Here is a 17,119-nt window from a genome sequence, read left to right as displayed (position 1 = left end):
GCGATGGACTTGAACCTGTCCGGCAAACGGGTCCTCGTCACCGGGGGCTCCAAGGGGATCGGGCTCGCCTGCGCCGAGGCCTTCGCCGCCGAGGGCGCCCTGCCCGTCCTGGTCGCCCGCGACGCGACGGCGCTGGAGACAGCGGCGGCGGGCATCCGCGCGCGTCACGGCGTGGCGGTCGAGACGATGGCCGCCGACCTCGCCGACGGGGCGTCCCGTGAACGGCTCGCCGCGGCGCTTCCCGACATCGACGTGCTGGTCAACAACGCCGGGGCGATCCCCGGCGGCAGCGTCCTCGACCTCGGCATGGCCGAATGGGAAGCGGCGTGGCAGCTGAAGGTCTTCGGATACATCCACATGACGAAGCTCTTCGTCGAGGCGATGCGGGAGCGCGGCGGAGGCACCATCGTCAACGTCATCGGCATGATGGGCATGACGCCGCGCTGGGACTACGCCTGCGGCTCGGCGGGCAACGCCGCCCTGATCGCCTTCACCCAGGCGGTGGGCGCCCGCAGCACCGACTGGAACGTCCGCGTCTTCGGGGTGAACCCCTCGGCGACGCGCACCGACCGGGTCGCGGCGGTCTACCGCAAGCGCGCCAAGACGCGCTTCGACGACGAGGAGCGCTGGACCGAAGCCCTGGGCGATCTTCCCTTCGGGCGCCTCGCCGAACCGTCCGAGATCGCCTCCCTCGTCACGCTCCTCAGCTCGCCGCGCGTCGCCTACCTGTCGGGCTCCGTGGTGGACATGGACGGCGGCGGGCGGTTCCGCTGACTGGATGGAGGGCGGGTTGGCGAAAGAGCGGGCCTTGAACGGCCCGCCGCGAAACGTCCGAAGCCGACCATCTTGCCGTCATGCGCGTGCGGGGCGCTCCCAAGCGGTAGCGCCTCGCCCGAAGTTTCAGGCGGCAGGCAACCGCTGAGAACCCTGCAGGATTTGCCGGGAATCCCGGAAAAATCGTACCCCGGCCGATGCCGTGCGCCGGAAAACCTGCCGGGACACCCGATCCGCAGATGCGGCATGCGAATTGCTTGTGTTGACACAACCTGAACCTGTGGGTCGGGCGCCGAGGCCGCGAGCCGGACGTCGGCATCCACGCCCCGACACAACGCAATGACGGCATCGACACGACGGCGTGAACCGGTCCGGAGTCGTCGACGCCAGGAGCCTTTGCCGGCAGGAGGACACGCATGATCGGCGCAAACGGACCGTTTCCCATCACTCAGCCTTCCCCGTCTCTTGTGGAGCGTGGACAGGCCGCCGGGCGCACCGCGGCGCCGGACGGCGGCTTCGCCGGCCTGCTGTCCGATGCGGAAGCCCCGCCCTCACCCCGGCCGACATCTCTGCCCGGCGCGGCGGCGCCGACACGGCCCGACACGGAGGAAACCGCCCGCCTGCGCAAGGAGCGCGCCGACTATCAGGCGGCGCGCGACGCCGAGGTGCGAAGCCGCCCCCAGGCCCCCTATCCGGCCATCCAGATCGCCCTGCCGGTGAACGAAGCCGGGTACCAACCTTTCGTCACCGCCGATCAACAAAAGCTGATCGACCGCATCACCGACGGCTACATCGGCAAGCCGGCGGCCGAATTCCTCAAGATGTGGGACGAGCTGCACGCCAACGGCGTCTCGCCGGAGCAGCTCGTCCAGACCGCGACGCATTTCATCAACGACCGGGGCGACATCGTTCCTCGCGACGAAGCCACCAGGAGCACTGCGCGGTCGACCGTCGCCAGCACCCTCTGGACGCTGTCCGAAGCCTGAAGTCTTTCGGCAAAGGTCTTTCGGCAAGGGGGCGGGGAGCAACCGCCCCCGGGTCACGCCGGATGGGTCCCGTGCGATCGCACCCGCTCCGCCAGCGCCTCCGCCAGTTGGGCGACCGCCGGCTCCCAATCGCCGGGACTGGGCTGGTGGAACAGCCGAAGCGTCGGGTACCAGGGGCTGTCCGTCCGCCGGGTGAGCCACCGCCAGCAGCCGGAATGCCGCGACAGCACCCAGACGGGCAGGCTCAGCCCGCCCGCCAGATGCGCCACCGACGTGTCCACGGTGACGATCAGGTCCAGGCAGCACATCAGCGCCGCCGTGTCCGCGAAATCCGTCACCGCGTCCATCGGGTCGATCAGGTCCATGCCGGGCGGCGGGTCCTTGATCTGGACGGCGGGGCTGCCCTTCTGCAGGCTGACGAACAGGACATCCCCGGCGGCGGCCAGCGGGGCCAGAGCGGCCAGGGTCAGGCTGCGCCGCCGGTCCACCGCGTTGGCCTTGGGGCTGTGCGGGCGCGGGTCGCCGGACCACACGAGCCCGACCTTGAGCCGCCCGTCCGCGGGCAGGCGCGCGCGCCACCGCTCCACCTCCGCGGCATCGGCGGTCAGGTAGGGGACGGCCGCGGGAACGCTGCCAAGCTCCGTTCCGAAGGCCCGCGGCAGGCTGAGCAGCGGGCAATGCAGTTCCGTCGCCGGCAGGCCGCCATACAGGTCGTACACGCCCTCCAGTCCGGGAATGCGCTCCATCAGGCGCCGCAGGCCGGAATGGACGGCCAGATGGACCCGGCCGCCCCGCTCCGCCACTAGCGGGGCATAGCGCACGAACTGAAGGGTGTCGCCATGGCCCTGCTCGGCGTGCAGCAGGATGCTGCGGCCCTCCAGCGGCTCGCCGGTCCACAACCGGCCGGGCGCCTTGGGAACGGGAATCTCCCCGATCCGCCAGCGCTCCTCGTAATGCTCCCACCCTTCCCGCAGGCGCCCGCTGGTCAGGAGGACCAGCGACAGGTTGAAATGGGCCTGGGCGCTCCGCGGATCGCGCTCGATGAGCGCACGGAACCCGGCCTCCGCCTCCTCCAGGCGCCGCAGGTCGAGGCACAGCACCGACAGGGCGTTGAGGGCGGCGCCGTGACCCGGCACCAGAGTCAGGGCGCGGCGGCACTGCACCTCCGCCGTCCGGAAATCCGTCGCCCCGCCCGCCGAGGAGCGGATCGTTTCACCCATGTTCGCGTAGGCCACGGGATGGTCTGGGGACAGCGCCACCGCGCGCCGGTAATGGGCCAGCGCCTGGGTGGTGTCGCCGCGCTCCTGGAAAGCGCTGCCGGCGTTGTTCCAGGGGTCGGGGTAGCCGGGGCGGAGCTGGATGGCCCGGCGGTAATGGCGCCCCGCCTCCTCCTGCCGCCGCAGCCCGAGCAGCGCACCGCCGAGGTTGTTGAGCGCCTCCGGAACGTCGGGGGCGAGGGCGAGCGCCCGCTGCAGCATCGGCAGGGCGGCGGCGTGCCCGCCCCCCTTCAGGCGCAGGTCGGCCCGCTCACGCCACACCGCCGCCGAATCCGGGGTGAGGCGCAGGACATGCCCAAGCAGCCGCTCCGCCGGCTCCCGGTCGCCCTGTCGGCCGGCCAGACGCGTGGCGTGGCCCAGCGCCTCCCCGTCGGCGGGGGTCAGCGCCAGCGCCCGGCGGACGGCCCGTTCGGCCACCGCGGCCTCGCCCTGCTCCATCGCCGCATGGGCAAGGCCGCGCCAGGCGTCGGACAGGCCGGGCGACAACCGCACCGCCCGCCGGGCCTGCCACAGTCCGTTCCCCGGCCGGCCGGCGGCGACCGACAGTTTGGCGAGGTTGACCCACGGCTCGGCATAGCCGGGATCGAGCACGGTGGCCTGACGGTAGGCGTGGCCGGCGGCCTCCACCCGATCGGCGGAACGGCGGCACTCGCCCAGCGAATTGCGGAAGACCGCCCGCCCCGGCTCGATGGCGACGGCGCGGACGAGCCAGCGCCCGGCCCCGTCCTGAACACCCTCGGCCAGACGGACCAGTCCGAGAAGATGCAGCGCGTCGCCCTTCGCCGGGTCGGCGGTGAGCGCACGGCGGTAGCCGGCGGCGGCCTCGGTCAGGCGTCCGGAGCGATGGGCGGCGAGCGCCGCCGCCAGCCCCGCGCCCAGCGGGTCGATGCCCCGCTCCGCAACCGGCCGGGCCTTCGATCCGGCGGTGCGACCGCCGGCCAGCGTCGCCAGCGCGGCGGCCAGCCGCGCGATGGGAGGCTCCCAGACGCCCGGCTCGTCCTGGTAGAACAGACGCATCGTCGGGTACCAGGGGCTGTCCTCGCGGTGGCCGAGCCAGCGCCAGCAGGCGTCGAACCGCGACAGCACCCAGACCGGCTTGCCCAGACCGCCGGCCAGATGGCAGACCGACGTGTCCACCGTCACCACGAGGTCGAGTTCGTCGATGAAGGCCGCCGTGTCGGCGAAATCGCGGATGTGGCCGGTCCAGTCGACGACCTCCATCCCCGCTGGCGGCACCGTCGCCTGGATGCCCGCCTCGCCGATCTGCAGACTGTAGAAAACCACGCCCGGAATGCCGGCCAGAGGCGCCAGGGCGCTCAGCGTCAGGCTGCGCCGCCGGTCGACGGAGTTGGCCTTGAAGTCCCCCTTGCGCGGCTCGCCCGCCCAGACGAGGCCGACCTTCAGCCGCCGCTCGCCGGCCAGCCGGCTCCGCCACGCCGGGCGGTCGGCCTCGCTGGCGCGCAGGTAGGGCATGGCGGCGGGAATGCTCTCCAGCCGGGTGCCGACCAGCCGGGGCAGGCTGAGCAGCGGCGCGCACAGGTCGCAGGCCGGCGGCTCCTCGTCCATCCCGTGCACGGCGGTGACGCCGGGGGTGTTGGCGAGCAGCCGTTTCAGCAGCGGCTGGACATGCAGGACGACCCGCCCGCCGCGTTCGGCCAGCAGGGTGGCGTAGCGGGCGAAATGCAACGTGTCGCCGTGCCCCTGCTCGGCGGTCAGCAGGATGCTGCGGCCGTTCAGGGGGCTGCCGTCCCACGCCGGAGCGTGGTTCGGATAACCCGCCCCTCCCATCGACCAGCGCGCCTCGTACAGCGCCCAGCCGCGGGAGAAGTCGCCCCGCTGCAACAGCGACATCGACAGGTTGAAGCGGGCCACCGTGCTCGCGGGGTCCAGGCGCAGGGCGCGCTTGCTCCAGCGGATGCTCTCGTCGTTCGCGTTCCGGGTGTGCAGGAGAAGGGCGGCGTTGATCAGGACACCCGGGTTGCCCGGGTCCAGGGTCAGGGCGCGCCGGATCGCGGCGGCGCCGCGGCGGAAGTCGCCCATCATCATCCAGGTCAGGGAATCCTGGACGTCCGCCGCCGCCGCCATCGGGTCGATGCGACGGCACCGCGACGCCGCCAGCAGGGCTCCGTCACTATCGCCGGCATGCATCAGTCCGGAGGCCAGTTGGCCCAAAACCTCGGCCTCGCCGGGAGCCAGCGCGACGGCGCGGCGCAGCGCCTCCAGGGCGCGGCTGGTTTCCCTGGTCTCGCACAGGGCGACGCCGTAGGCGGCCTGGACGCCGGCGTTGCCGGGATCGGACAGCACCGCCCGGCGCAGCAGCCGGACCATCGCCTCCGGCTGGTTCAGGGATTGGAACAGCATCGCCAGATTGCGCCATCCCGTCGCGAAGGACGGGTCGGCGATCAGGGCACGGGCAGCCAGATGGCGCGCCTCGCGCCCCGTGCCCTGATCCCGCATCATCATGGCGAAGGCCGTCAGCGCCTTGGGATAGTCCGGACGCAACCGCAAGGCCCGCGTGAAGGCGATGGACGCCCGCCCCTTCCGCCCGGTCAGGCGCAGCGCCTCGGCCAGATTGTGCATGGCCTGCGCCCGATCCGGGGCGAGCAGCATGACGCGCGCGAAGCAGCGCGCCGCACGGCTGTGACGCCCCTCCGTGAGCGCGAGGCCACCCAACCGGAGCCACGCCTCCTCGTTGCTCCCGTCGGCGGCCAGGATGCCGCGCAGCACCGCCTCCGCGGTGTCGCGACGGCCGGAGCGCTCAAGCCGGGTCGCATCGGCATGATGACCGGCGAGAGCGGCGGCTTGGAGGGCGGAAGAGCGTCCGGAATTCACGGGAAGGGGCATGGCGGCGGGTCGGTGCTGGAGGGTCGCGATCGGTGGATGGAGTACAGCACATCCTCCACCACCAACGCACGCGGCTTCGGGTCCGCGCCGCCCTCCAAATCCGCTCCGCCGCCGTTGTCGCGGTCAGCCGCGGGAGCGGCGTTCCCGCCACAGCAGGGCCAGCGTCACCACCAGACCGGTGAACAGCACGGCCACCGCCGGCGACGGCGCCCACCCGAACAGTCCGGCAAGCCCGCGAATGCCTGCGGACACGCCCTGCGCCTGGGCCGCCACGCCCTGCGCCTGCTCGGCGAGGTCCTGCATCTGGTGGGTCACCTGCAGCACCGGCGCCAGCACCTCGGCGACCACGCCGAGGGACCCGCCGATCGCCAGCGTCCCCGCGGCGGCGCGGACGGCGCCGGCAGGCACGGACGGCGTCGCCGGTTCCACCGTCTGGGCCATCGGTCCGTCGTCAAGGGCGCGCCGCCAGTCCGCACCGCGGAACAGCAGTTCCTCGGCCCTCCGGCGCCGCACCAGACCGGGCAGCACCCGGCCGCCGCCATAGACCCACGCGCCGAACGCGGCGGCGGCCCCGTCGGTGTCGCCGGCGTTCAGCTTGCGCAGCAGGGTGGAGGGCTTTCCGCTGCGCAGGCGGACGAAGCCGTCCTTTCCCGGGTCCTTGCCCTTCCTGGACCGCCCCGGCCCGATGTTGAAGACGAAATCGATCAGCGCGGCCCGCTGCCCGTCGGTCAGGGGCACGGTCACGGCGCCGTCCACCACCGCGGCGGCCTCGGCCAGATCGTCGGCGAGCAGGCGCTCGGCCTGTTCGGTCGTGATGGCGTCGCCGGGAGTCACCGCCCGGGTGTGGCCGTAACCGATGGTCCAGACACCGGCGGGGCAGCGGTAGGCGGTTCGGGACAACCCCTCGAAATGGCGGGCCAGATCGAGGGCGACAGGCGGCGGAGCCGCCCGGAGGGTGGTGGTCATGGTCGCTCCTGCGGAGGGTCGGGACGGGTGTCGTTCGCGGCCGGCGGGACCAGAGGGTTCCGCACCGGTGACGGAATGCGCGGCCGAAACGACAACGCCCGCCACGGCGAAGCCGGGCGGGCGCAGTTCGAGTGCTGACGTCCCCACTAAGGATTATTTTCCTCGATTTGTAAAGCGCTTTCTGCGCCCCGCCCGTGGCGGTCGGGCCACGCTGCGCGGACGGGCTATCCGAACACCATGTCCGGCACGGCCAGCGCCGTCAGCTCCGGCAGGTCGCGGGAGCGGGCGTCGGTGACCAGCGTGTCGATGCCGTCCACCGGGCAGAAGCTGACCCGGCTGGCCTGCCCGATCTTGCTGTGGTCGGCCAGGATCACCGTGCGGCCGGCGTTGCCGACCATGGCGCGGGCGACCTCCGCCTCGCGCGGGTCGAAGCTGGTGGCGCCGTAGCGGGGGTGCAGCGCCACCGGCGACAGCAGCGCCACGTCGGCGCGGTAGCGGTGGATCTCCGCCACCGTGCCCTCGCCGAAGGTGGCGGGCAGCCCCTCGTCCACCCGGCCGCCCAACAGCACCACCCGGCTGCGGTTCTGGTTGGCGACGGTCTGCGCCACGTCGAAGGAGTTGGTGACGATGGTCAGGCCGGGCAGGCTCGCCAGCTCCTCCGCCAGGGCCGACACCGTGCTGCCGAAGTCGAGGAACAGCGTCTGGCCGGGCGAGACCAGCCGCGCAGCCGCCTTGGCGATGGCCCGCTTCTCCTTCAGGCGGACCTGGCTGCGCACGGCGATCGGGGGCTCCGGCTCCGGTCCGACGGCGACGACGCCGCCATGGACGCGGCGCAGCTCGCCGCGCGATTCCAGCTCCACGATGTCGCGCCGCACCGTCTCGCGCGACACGCCGAGGTCCCCGGCGATGCGGTCGGTGGACACCCGGTGCAGCGCCGTCAGCAGGGCGCGGATGCGCTGGTGGCGTTCCTCCTGAAGCATCGTTCAGGCCGCCTTGCGCCGGGTCGCCAGCGACAGGGCGCCGCGCATCGCCAGCGCCGCCGCCGCGACCGCCGCCATGATGCAGGTGGAGAAGGCCGCGGCCTGCGACACGAAGCCGGCCTCGTCCAGCCGCATCACCGTCACCGCGGCGAGGTTGGTCGAGGGGGTGACCAGGAAGATGATCGCCGACAGCGTGACCATGGAGCGCATGAACAGGAAGAAGAAGACCGACAGCAGCGTCGGCACCATCACCGGCACCACCACGTCGCCGAGCACCCGCAGGACGCCACCACCGAGGCAGCTCGCCGCCTCCTCCAGCGCCGGCGGCACGGCGCGCATTCCGGTGACCATCGTGAGGAAACCCTGCGTGTGGTAGTGGTAGAAGTTGCACAGCGCCAGCAGAAGCACCGTGCCATACAGCATGTGCAGCGGCGTTCCCGCAAGGTTGAAGGCGAAGATGTAGGACAGGCCGAGCACCAGTCCGGGCACGCCGACCGGCAGGACGGCCAGCAGATAGACCGCCTTCGCCACCCCCGGCGGCATCCGCCGCAGCCCCAGGACCAGGGCGAAGAGCAGCGCCGTGCCGATCGCCGCCGCCCCCGCCGACACGGCGAGCGAGGTCCACAGCGGGTCGTAGCCGCCGCTGAGCGTGATCGAGTAATGCTTGAGCGTGAGGTCCAGCCGGTAGGGCCACAGCCGGACGAAGCTGGCGAAGACCACCGTCGCCACCACCGCCACGATGGACAGCGCCAGCGTCATGGTGGCGAGGAACAGCGGGATGTCGCGCGCCGGCACATAGTCGGGGACCGGCGGCAGGGCGCTTTCCGAGGCGGTGCCGAACTGGCGCTGGGCGGCCACCCGCTCGATGTAGACGGCGATGCCCGTGGGCAGCAGCAGCAGGATGCCCACCGCGGCGCCGATGCCGAACTTCATCTGGCCGGTGACCTGATTGTAGATCTCGGTCGCCAGGACGGAGAAGTCGCCGCCGATGGTCACCGCATTGCCGAAATCGGTGATCGTCACGGTGAAGACCACGAAGCCGGCGCTGAGCAGGCCGAACTTCACGTTGGGCAGGGTGATGCCGAAGAACTGCTGGAGCCGGCTCGCCCCCATCACCTCCGCCGCGTCGTAGTAGCGGGCGTCGGACTGGCGCAGCGCCGCCTGGATGATCAGCACCGCCTGGGGCAGCGCGTAGAGCACGTTGGCGATCAGCAGGCCGGGAAAGCCGTAGATATTCAGCCGCGTGCCGATCAGGTTGCTGACCAGCCCGTTGCGGCCCAGCAGGAAGATCAGGCCGAGGCCGAGCACCAGCGAGGGCGCCAACAGCGGCAGCGACAGGGCCGCCGCGACGAAGCGCTTCCCCGGAATGCGCGTGCGCTGCACGGCGTAAGCGACCATGAAGCCGAGCAGCAGGCAGACCACCGTGGTGGCGGCGCCGACCAGCAGGCTGTTGCCCACCGCGCGCAGGATGCCCGGCGTCTGGAAGAGGGCCAGATAGTTGGCGAGGCCGACGCCGCCCTCCTCCTCCAGGACGCTGCGCCAGACGATGGTGCCCAGCGGCAGCAGGAAGAACAGGACCAGCGCCACCACCGGCACCAGCACGCAGGCGCCGTAGAGCAGCCGCTCGTCCAGCGGGCGGTGCAGGCGGCGGGGCCGGGCGGCGTTGGGCGTCTTGCCGGGAAGGGTCAGGGCGGGCATGGTCATGCGCGCACCCAGGCGCAGGCCTCAGCGGCCACCGACACGTCCACCGCTGCCCCCGGCCCGACGCCGGGGTCCTGGTGGGTTTCGGCCAGCAGCTCCCGACCCCGCCAGGACAGGCGCAGCCGGCGGATGTTGCCGAGGAAGGTGAGGTCGATCACCCGTCCCTCCCCGTCCGCCGCCGGGGCGACGGCGATCCGCTCCGGACGGACGCAAGCCTCGTAGGCGTTCTCCGCCCCGTCCGGACGGCCGGGCAGCAGGTGGGGCATGGCGTCGCGCACCCAGCCGGTCGGCAACAGGTTGCTGCTGCCCATGAAGTCGGCGACGAAGCGGGTGCGCGGGCGCAGGTAGAGGTCCTGCGGCGTGCCGACCTGCTCGATCAGCCCGTGATTCATGCAGACGACCTTGTCGGCCAGGGTCAGCGCTTCCTCCTGGTCGTGGGTGACCATGATGGTGGGGATGCCAAGCCGGCGCTGCACGTCGCGGATCTCCGCCCGCAGGTCGGCGCGCACGCGGGCGTCGAGCGCCGACAGCGGCTCGTCCAGCAGGATCAGCGACGGATCGACGGCCAGCGCGCGGGCCAGCGCCACGCGCTGCTGCTGCCCGCCGGAGAGCTGCCAGGGGTAGCGGTCGGCGAGTTGCGGCAGCTTGATGAGGTCGAGAAGCTCCTTCACCCGCGCCGCGATGCGGTCGCCGGGCGCCTTGCGGATCTTCAGGCCGTAGCCGATGTTCTCGGCCACCGTCATGTTGGGAAAGAGCGAATAGGACTGGAAGACGATGCCGAAGCCGCGGTCGCGCGCCGGCACGGCGCCGAGGTCCCGCCCGCCCATCAGCAGCTCGCCCGTGTCGTAGGGCATCAGCCCGGCGACGATGCGCAGCAGCGTGGTCTTGCCGCAGCCGCTCGGCCCCAGCAGGCAGACGAATTCCCGCTCCTCCACGGTCAGGTTGATGCGGTCGAGGGCGACGAAGCCGTCGAAGGTCTTCAGGAGGTTCTTGATCTGCAAATCCATGGCGTGGCCATCTGGAGCGGGGGATGACTCCCTCTCCCGCCTCGGGAGAAGGAAGGGGCCCGCGCGAAAGCGCGGGAAGGGTGAGGGTGCCGCCAAGACTGCGTGCCTTGATTCTCGCGCGACCCTCACCCGCCCGCTTTCGCGGGCACCCTCTCCCGGGACGGGAGAGGGGAACAGGACTCAGCGGCCGATGCTGCCCTGCCAGGTCTTCAGGATGGCGTCGCGCTCCGCCGCGGACTTGGCGAAGTCCATCGGGTAGAGGACCTTCTGGACGTCCGCCGGCAGGCCGGCCTCCTCCGCCGCCTTGGCAACGGGAGCGCCCGGGATCGTCACGATCTCCTTGTACTTGGTGTAGAGCGCGGCGGCCTTCGGCGACAGGGTCCAGTCGAGGAAGCGCTTGGCGTCCTCCTTGTTCTTCGACGTCTTCATCAGCGCCGACGCCTCCAGCTCGTAGCCGGCGCCGTCGGTCGGGATGACCATCTTGAGCGGGAAGCCCTCCTCGACCGACTTGATGGCCGCGAAGGCCAGCGAGGCGCCGATGGCGAACTCGCCCGAGCGGGCCGACTTGCAGGGCTTGGAACCGGACTTGATGTACTGGGCGATGTTGCCGTCCAGCGTCTTCAGGAACTGCCAGCCCTTCTCGTTGCCCTGGCTCTGCAGGATGGCGGCGATCTGGAGATAGCCGGTGCCCGAGGAGACCGGGTTCGGCATCACCACCTCGCCCTTGTAGACCGGGTTGGTCAGATCCTTCCAGGAGGTCGGGACCGGCAGGTTCTTGGCCTTCAGAAGCTCCGTGTTCACGCAGAAGGCGGCCATGTAGCCGGTGGCGGCGAACCAGCTCGCGTCCGCCCCCTTGTAGGCGGCCGGCAGAACGTCGGAGCCCTTGGCGGCGTAGGGCTCGACCAGCGCCATGACCCGCGGGTCGAGCATGTTGGTGACGGCCCAGCCCCAGATGACGTCGTGCTGCGGGTTGGACGCCTCGGCCAGCATGCGGGCACCGAGGTCGCCGGTGGACAGGCGCAGCACCTTCAGATCAATGTCCGGCAGGTCCTTCTTCGCCGCCGCCACATAGTCGGCGATCTCGTCCTCCTCCAGCGCCGTGTAGGCGGTCAGCGTTCCCGCCTGCGCGACGGCCGGCAGCACCGCCGCGCCCATCAGGACCACACCAGCCAGCAGCGACTTCCCAGCAAACTCCACCATCGCCAACCCCTCTGTTCCGCATGCCCTTTCCCGGCGCCCCGGCCGGTGGCGAGCCCGTGCCCGCCGTGGATTTAAGTGGAGGTTTGCACTTCTGTGCGTTTGTGTCTACCATGATTGCACAGTTGGCGTGCATTTGCGCAGCCGCACAAAAACAAGGCAAATCATGAGCCCCATCACCAAGGACGCGACCATCGACCGTGCGGCGTTGACCGGGGAACTGGCCGGCGAATTGGCCGGTTTCGCCGCCGCCCTGGCGGACGAGGCGCGCGGCCTGTCCCGCCGCTGGTTCCGCACGCCGGTCGCCATCGACACCAAAGCCGACGACAGCCCGGTGACCATCGCCGACCGCGAGGTGGAAGCCGCCTTGCGCCGCCGCATCGCCGAGCGCTTCCCGGACCACGGAATCTTCGGGGAGGAGCATGGCCGCGACCGGCTCGATTCGGAGATCGTCTGGGTGATCGACCCCATCGACGGCACGCGCAGCTTCATCAGCGGCTGGCCGGTCTACGGCACGCTGCTGGCGGTGCTGGAACGCGGGGTCCCGGCAGTCGGGGTGATCGACATGCCGGTGCTGGGCGAACGCTGGACGGGACGCGCCGGCGCCCCCACACTCTACAGCGACGGAACGGGAGCAGAGCGGCCCTGCCGCACGCGCGACTGCCGCCGGCTGGCCGACGCCACGGTCTACACCACCTCGCCCGACGCCTTCGACGCGGCGGGCCTGCGGGTGTTCGAGACGGTCAGCCGGCAGGCGCGGACGCGGCGTTTCGGCGGCGACTGCTACATCTACGGGCTGGTCGCCTCCGGCCACATCGATCTGGTGATCGAGGCCGGGCTCCAGCCCTACGATTACCTGGCCATGCAGCCGGTGATCGAGGGGGCCGGCGGGGTCATCACGGATTGGGAGGGCAAGCCGCTAACCATGGACTCCGACGGGCGCGTGGTCGCCGCCGCCACCGCCGACCTGCATGCCGAGACCATCGCCGCCATCGCGCGGGCGGCGGGTTGAGCGGACGAACCGAGGAGGAGGAGAGGGGACGCCATGGCATTCGCCCACACTCTGGCCGGGACGCGGTACGGGTTTCCCGATCTGAAGACGCTGCTCGCCCGCGCCTCGCCGCCGCGCTCGGGCGACGCGCTGGCCGGGCTGATCGCCGCCAGCGCGGCGGAGCGGGTGGCCGCGCAGATGGCCCTGGCCGACCTGCCTCTGCGCCATTTCCTGAGCGAGGCGGTCGTCCCCTACGAGACGGACGAGGTGACCCGGCTGATCGTCGACAGCCATGACGGCGCCGCCTTCCCCCCGGTCGCCCACCTGACCGTCGGAGGATTCCGCGACTGGCTGCTGTCGGAGGCCGCGGACGCGGCGGCCCTGACGGCGCTCGCCCCCGGCCTGACGCCGGAGATGGTCGCGGCGGTGTCGAAGATCATGCGCCTGCAAGACCTGATCGCCGTCGCCGCCAAGACCCGCGTCGTCACGCGCTTCCGCAACACCATCGGCCTGCCGGGGCGCCTCTCCACCCGCCTGCAGCCCAACCACCCGGTGGACGACCCGCTCGGCATCGCCGCGAGCGTCCTCGACGGGCTGATGTACGGCAGCGGCGACGCGGTGATCGGCATCAACCCGGCCACCGACAGCGTGGAAGCGATGACCTCCCTGCTGGAGATGCTGGAGGAACTTCGCCTGCGCACCGGTGCGCCGATCCAGTCCTGCGTGCTGGCCCATGTGACCACGGCGCTGCGGGCCATGGAGCGCGGGGCGCCGGTCGATCTGGTCTTCCAGTCCATCGCCGGGACGGAGGCCGCCAACCGCGCCTTTGGCGTCTCGCTGGCCCTGCTGGACGAGGCGTGGGAAGCCGGACGGGCGCTGAACCGCGGCACGGTCGGCGACAACCTGATGTATTTCGAGACCGGCCAGGGTAGCGAGCTGTCGTCCGGCGCGCATGAGGGGGTGGACCAGCAGACGGTGGAGGCGCGCTGCTACGCCGTCGCCCGCCGCTACCGGCCGCTTCTGGTCAACACGGTGGTCGGCTTCATCGGGCCGGAATACCTCTACGACGGGAAGCAGATCACGCGGGCCGGGCTGGAGGACCATTTCTGCGCCAAGCTGCTCGGCCTGCCGATGGGCTGCGACGTCTGCTACACCAACCACGCGGAGGCTGACCAGGACGACATGGACGCCCTGCTGACCCTGCTCGGCGTGGCCGGATGCACCTTCATCATGGGGGTGCCGGGGGCCGACGACATCATGCTGAATTACCAGAGCACCTCCTTCCACGACGCGCTCTATGTGCGTCAGGTGCTGGGCCGCCGCCCGGCGCCGGAGTTCGAAGCGTGGCAGCAGGCCGCCGGCATCGCCGATTCCGCCGGGCGCCTGCGCTTCGACCCCGCCGCGTCCTGTCTTCTGCCCGCCTTGCCCCTGCCGGAGGAACAGCCATGACCGAGTCCGAACCGGTGCCCCTTCCCGCCCCGGCCCAGCCCGCCCCGGCCCAGCCCGACCGCTGGGCGCATCTGCGCCGCCACACCGACGCGCGGATCGCGCTGGGCCACGCCGGGAGCGGCCTGCCCACCGCCGCCCACCTCGCCTTCCAGGCCGCCCACGCCCAGGCGCGCGACGCCGTGCACACGCCGCTCGACGCCGCGGCGCTGCTGGCGGCGCTGGCAGAGCGCGGCTGGCCGGCGGTGCCGGTGACCAGCGCGGCGCCCGACCGCGCCGCCTACCTGAAGCGCCCGGACCTCGGCCGGCAATTGTCGGAGGAGTCGCAGCGCCGCCTGTCGGAGCCGGTCCGCGCCCCCGACGTGGTTCTGGTGGTCGGCGACGGGCTGAGCGGCACCGCCGTGCAGGCCAACGCCGTCGCGGTGCTGGACTCCCTGATCCCGAAACTCCAGGCGGCCGGGCTGCGGGTCGGGCCGGTGGTGGTGGCGGAGCAGGCGCGGGTGGCGCTGGGCGACCCGGTCGGCGCGCTGCTCCAGGCGCGGGCGAGCGTCGTCCTGATCGGCGAGCGGCCGGGGCTGAGCGCCGCCGATTCATTGGGCCTCTATCTGACCTGGGAACCGCGACCCGGCCGGGTGGACAGCGAGCGCAACTGCATCTCCAACGTCCGAGTCGGCGGCCTCGCCCCCACCGCCGCCGCCGCCCAGGCGGCCGCCCTGCTCACCGCCATGTTCGCCCAGCGGCGGTCGGGTATACTGCTCGACAGCGCGGCACCCGCCACCTCGCCGGCCCTGCCAAGCGACGGCGTTCCGTAACCGATCCGCATCGGTGCGGCGACGGAATGTTCGCATTCGTCTTAATCCCATTGCGACAAGCAGCGATGCCAAGCACAATCCCCCGGCAAAACAACCGGGGGCTCGGGGTGGCTGCGATGGGAAAGACGCGTGTGCTGGTGCTGGGCGGCGGGCTTGGGGGCGTGTCCGCCGCGCTGACTCTCACGGCGACCGAGGCGTTGCGCGAGAAGTTCGACGTGACGCTGGTCAGCCACGGCTGGCGGCTGGGCGGCAAGGGGGCCAGCGGCCGCAACGCCAAGCAGGGCCAGCGCATCGAGGAGCACGGGCTGCACGTTTTCCTGGGCTTCTACGACAACGCCTTCCGGATGGTGCGCGGCGCCTACGCGGAGTGGGACGAGCCCGCCGACTACGCCTTCCAGACCTGGCAGGACGCCTTCCACCCGCTGTATCAGGTGACGCTGATGCAGGACATCCCGCGCTTCGGCAAGACCCGCTGGCATTCCTGGAACCTCGATTTCCCCGAGCGTTCCGGCACGCCCGGCGATCCGCGATCGCTCGGCCCGAACGGCTTCGCGGCCTTCCTGATCGGCGCTCTGCAAAATCTGGTCGCCAAGCACGACCATCTGCCCGGCCATCTGACCGCGAAGCTCGGGCTGGACGCCCTTGAGAAGGCGCGGACCCACATCGAGGAGGCGGGCGGCGGCGCCCTTGATCACGGGCTGATCGTCGATCTGCTCAAGCTCGTCCAGAAGGGCTTCCAGGCGGTCCTGGAACCGTTGCTGAAGCTGTCGGACGAGGGCTGGGAGTTCGCCTGCCTCGCCGATTTCGGCCTCGCCTTCGCCATCGGCTGCTTCGCCGATGTGCTGCCCTACGGCAAGGACGGCTTCGACCGCATCAACGGCGAGGACTTCCGCGAGTGGCTGCAGAAGAACGGCATCTCCGACACCTTCGCGTGGTCGGCCCCGGTGCGCCTGCTCTACGACATGTGCTTCTCCTACAAGAACGGCGAAGCGACCGATGGGCCGGAGAACGCGCGCTTCGCCGCCGGCGCCGCGGCGGAGATCCTTCTGCTGATGGGCTTCGCCTACAAGGGCGCGCCGCTGTGGAAGATGAACGCCGGCATGGGCGACACCGTCTTCACCCCCGCCTGGTTCGTGCTGAAGCAGCGAGGGGTGGACATCAAGCTGTTCCACCGCCTGACCAAGCTGGAAACCTCCGAGAACGGCGCCTGGGTGGAGCGGGTGCGCCTGAACCGGCAGGTCGATCTCGTCAACGGCGCCTATGACCCGTTTGTCAAGGTCGGCTACGGCGACGACGGGAAATGGCTCTACTGCTGGCCGTCCGAGCCGGACTGGAGCCAGATCGTCGACGGCGACAAGATCCGCGACGCCGGCATCAACCTGGAATCGGTGTTCTGCCACTGCACCGCCGGGGAGTCGGTGCTGGAGGTCGGCAAGGATTTCGATCTCGTCGTGCTGGCCATGCCGCCCGCCGCGCTGGCCGACCCGGCGGCCGAGTTGATGGACGCCAATCTGCGCTTCAAGCAGATGGTCGAGGTCACCCCGGCGGTGCCGACCCAGGCGGTCCAGCTCTGGATGACGCCGAGCATCGAGGAAATGGGCTGGAAGGCCGGCCCGACCGCCATGACCAGCTATGTCGAGGAACTCGACAGCTGGGGCGAGATGAGCCACCTCATCCCCGCCGAATCCTGGCCGCCCGGCACCGTCAAGGCCGTGGAGTATTTCTGCGGCACCGCCCGCTGGCCGGCCGGTGCCCCGCCCTACGCCTGCGGCCTGCCGCAGCGGATGGCCGCGGACGTCCGCCGGGATGCCACGGAGTGGCTGAACGCCAACATCGGGGTGCTGTGGCCCAACACGGTCAAGGACGGCGTGTTCGACCAGAGCCAGGTCTATTCCTCCTACTACCGCTACAACCTCGACCCGTCGGAGCTCTACGTGCAGTGCTTCCCGGCGACGGTGGAGACCCGGCTGAAGCCGGGCGACAGCGGCTTCGTCAACGCCTTCCTGGCGGGTGACTGGACGCGGACCTGGTTCAGCGCGGGCAGCGCCGAGATCGCCGTCCTGTCCGGAAAGCAGGCCGCCGAGGCCATCGCCCGTCAGACCATCGACCTCACCCCGTCCGATTGAGAACCCTGATTC

Annotated in this window: 12 protein-coding genes; 6 read left to right on the top strand and 6 right to left on the bottom strand. The window is 71.3% G+C overall.

Annotation, left to right across the window (positions count from 1 at the left end; genetic code table 11):
* Positions 1-3: 3 nt before the first annotated feature.
* Both ACWPN7_RS28030 and ACWPN7_RS28025 read left to right on the top strand, forming a co-directional pair.
* Positions 4-774 carry a short-chain dehydrogenase/reductase gene (locus ACWPN7_RS28030; protein ID WP_459196332.1) on the top strand — a complete coding sequence of 257 codons (771 nt, stop codon included), beginning with the start codon at positions 4-6 and terminating at the stop codon, positions 772-774.
* Between the two features lie 416 nt (positions 775-1,190).
* Positions 1,191-1,760, top strand: coding sequence for a hypothetical protein (locus ACWPN7_RS28025; RefSeq protein ID WP_456510729.1), 570 nt, complete (start codon positions 1,191-1,193; stop codon positions 1,758-1,760).
* A gap of 53 nt (positions 1,761-1,813) precedes the next feature.
* Here ACWPN7_RS28025 and ACWPN7_RS28020 read toward each other — a convergent pair whose 3' ends face one another.
* The 6 genes from ACWPN7_RS28020 to ACWPN7_RS27995 all read right to left on the bottom strand — a co-directional run bounded on the left by ACWPN7_RS28020 (position 1,814) and on the right by ACWPN7_RS27995 (position 11,735).
* Positions 1,814-5,881: a tetratricopeptide repeat protein gene (locus ACWPN7_RS28020; protein ID WP_459196331.1), complete on the bottom strand. Its 4,068-nt coding sequence runs from the start codon at positions 5,879-5,881 to the stop codon at positions 1,814-1,816.
* 123 nt (positions 5,882-6,004) lie between these two features.
* Entirely contained in the window at positions 6,005-6,847 is an 843-nt protein-coding gene (locus tag ACWPN7_RS28015) for a lysozyme (RefSeq protein ID WP_103041270.1), read from the bottom strand.
* 224 nt (positions 6,848-7,071) lie between these two features.
* Positions 7,072-7,827, bottom strand: a complete 756-nt coding sequence (locus ACWPN7_RS28010; protein WP_200776803.1) for a DeoR/GlpR family DNA-binding transcription regulator — start codon at positions 7,825-7,827, stop codon at positions 7,072-7,074.
* 3 nt (positions 7,828-7,830) lie between these two features.
* Positions 7,831-9,531, bottom strand: a complete 1,701-nt coding sequence (locus ACWPN7_RS28005) for an ABC transporter permease subunit (RefSeq protein ID WP_349619393.1) — start codon at positions 9,529-9,531, stop codon at positions 7,831-7,833.
* Positions 9,528-10,535, bottom strand: coding sequence for an ABC transporter ATP-binding protein (locus tag ACWPN7_RS28000; protein ID WP_040137564.1), 1,008 nt, complete (start codon positions 10,533-10,535; stop codon positions 9,528-9,530). Before ACWPN7_RS28000 ends, ACWPN7_RS28005 begins: the two co-directional genes overlap by 4 nt.
* Positions 10,536-10,715: 180 nt before the next feature.
* Positions 10,716-11,735 (bottom strand): ABC transporter substrate-binding protein, encoded by a 1,020-nt coding sequence (locus ACWPN7_RS27995; protein ID WP_198129197.1) that lies wholly within the window; start codon positions 11,733-11,735, stop codon positions 10,716-10,718.
* A 163-nt stretch (positions 11,736-11,898) separates the two neighbouring features.
* On the opposite strand from ACWPN7_RS27995, the gene hisN reads away from it, so the two are divergent.
* The 4 genes from hisN (at position 11,899) to ACWPN7_RS27975 (ending at position 17,107) form a co-directional block, all read left to right on the top strand.
* Positions 11,899-12,744, top strand: a complete 846-nt coding sequence (gene hisN / locus ACWPN7_RS27990; RefSeq protein WP_451996776.1) for a histidinol-phosphatase — start codon at positions 11,899-11,901, stop codon at positions 12,742-12,744.
* A 33-nt stretch (positions 12,745-12,777) separates the two neighbouring features.
* Positions 12,778-14,172 carry an ethanolamine ammonia-lyase subunit EutB gene (locus tag ACWPN7_RS27985; RefSeq protein ID WP_451996774.1) on the top strand — a complete coding sequence of 465 codons (1,395 nt, stop codon included), beginning with the start codon at positions 12,778-12,780 and terminating at the stop codon, positions 14,170-14,172.
* A complete protein-coding gene (gene eutC, locus ACWPN7_RS27980) occupies positions 14,169-14,981 on the top strand; it encodes an ethanolamine ammonia-lyase subunit EutC (protein WP_451996772.1) in 813 nt (270 codons plus the stop codon). The genes ACWPN7_RS27985 and eutC overlap by 4 nt, the downstream gene beginning before the upstream one ends.
* A 116-nt stretch (positions 14,982-15,097) precedes the next feature.
* The gene (locus tag ACWPN7_RS27975) at positions 15,098-17,107 is read left to right on the top strand and encodes an FAD-dependent oxidoreductase (RefSeq protein ID WP_247894890.1); all 2,010 of its coding nucleotides are present in this window, start codon (positions 15,098-15,100) and stop codon (positions 17,105-17,107) included.
* Positions 17,108-17,119 lie beyond the last annotated feature (12 nt).

Source organism: Azospirillum sp. UENF 312511 (assembly GCF_058780635.1).
The sequence above is the reverse complement of the archived record's forward strand: the minus strand, read 5'-3'. Positions and strand labels throughout refer to the sequence as shown.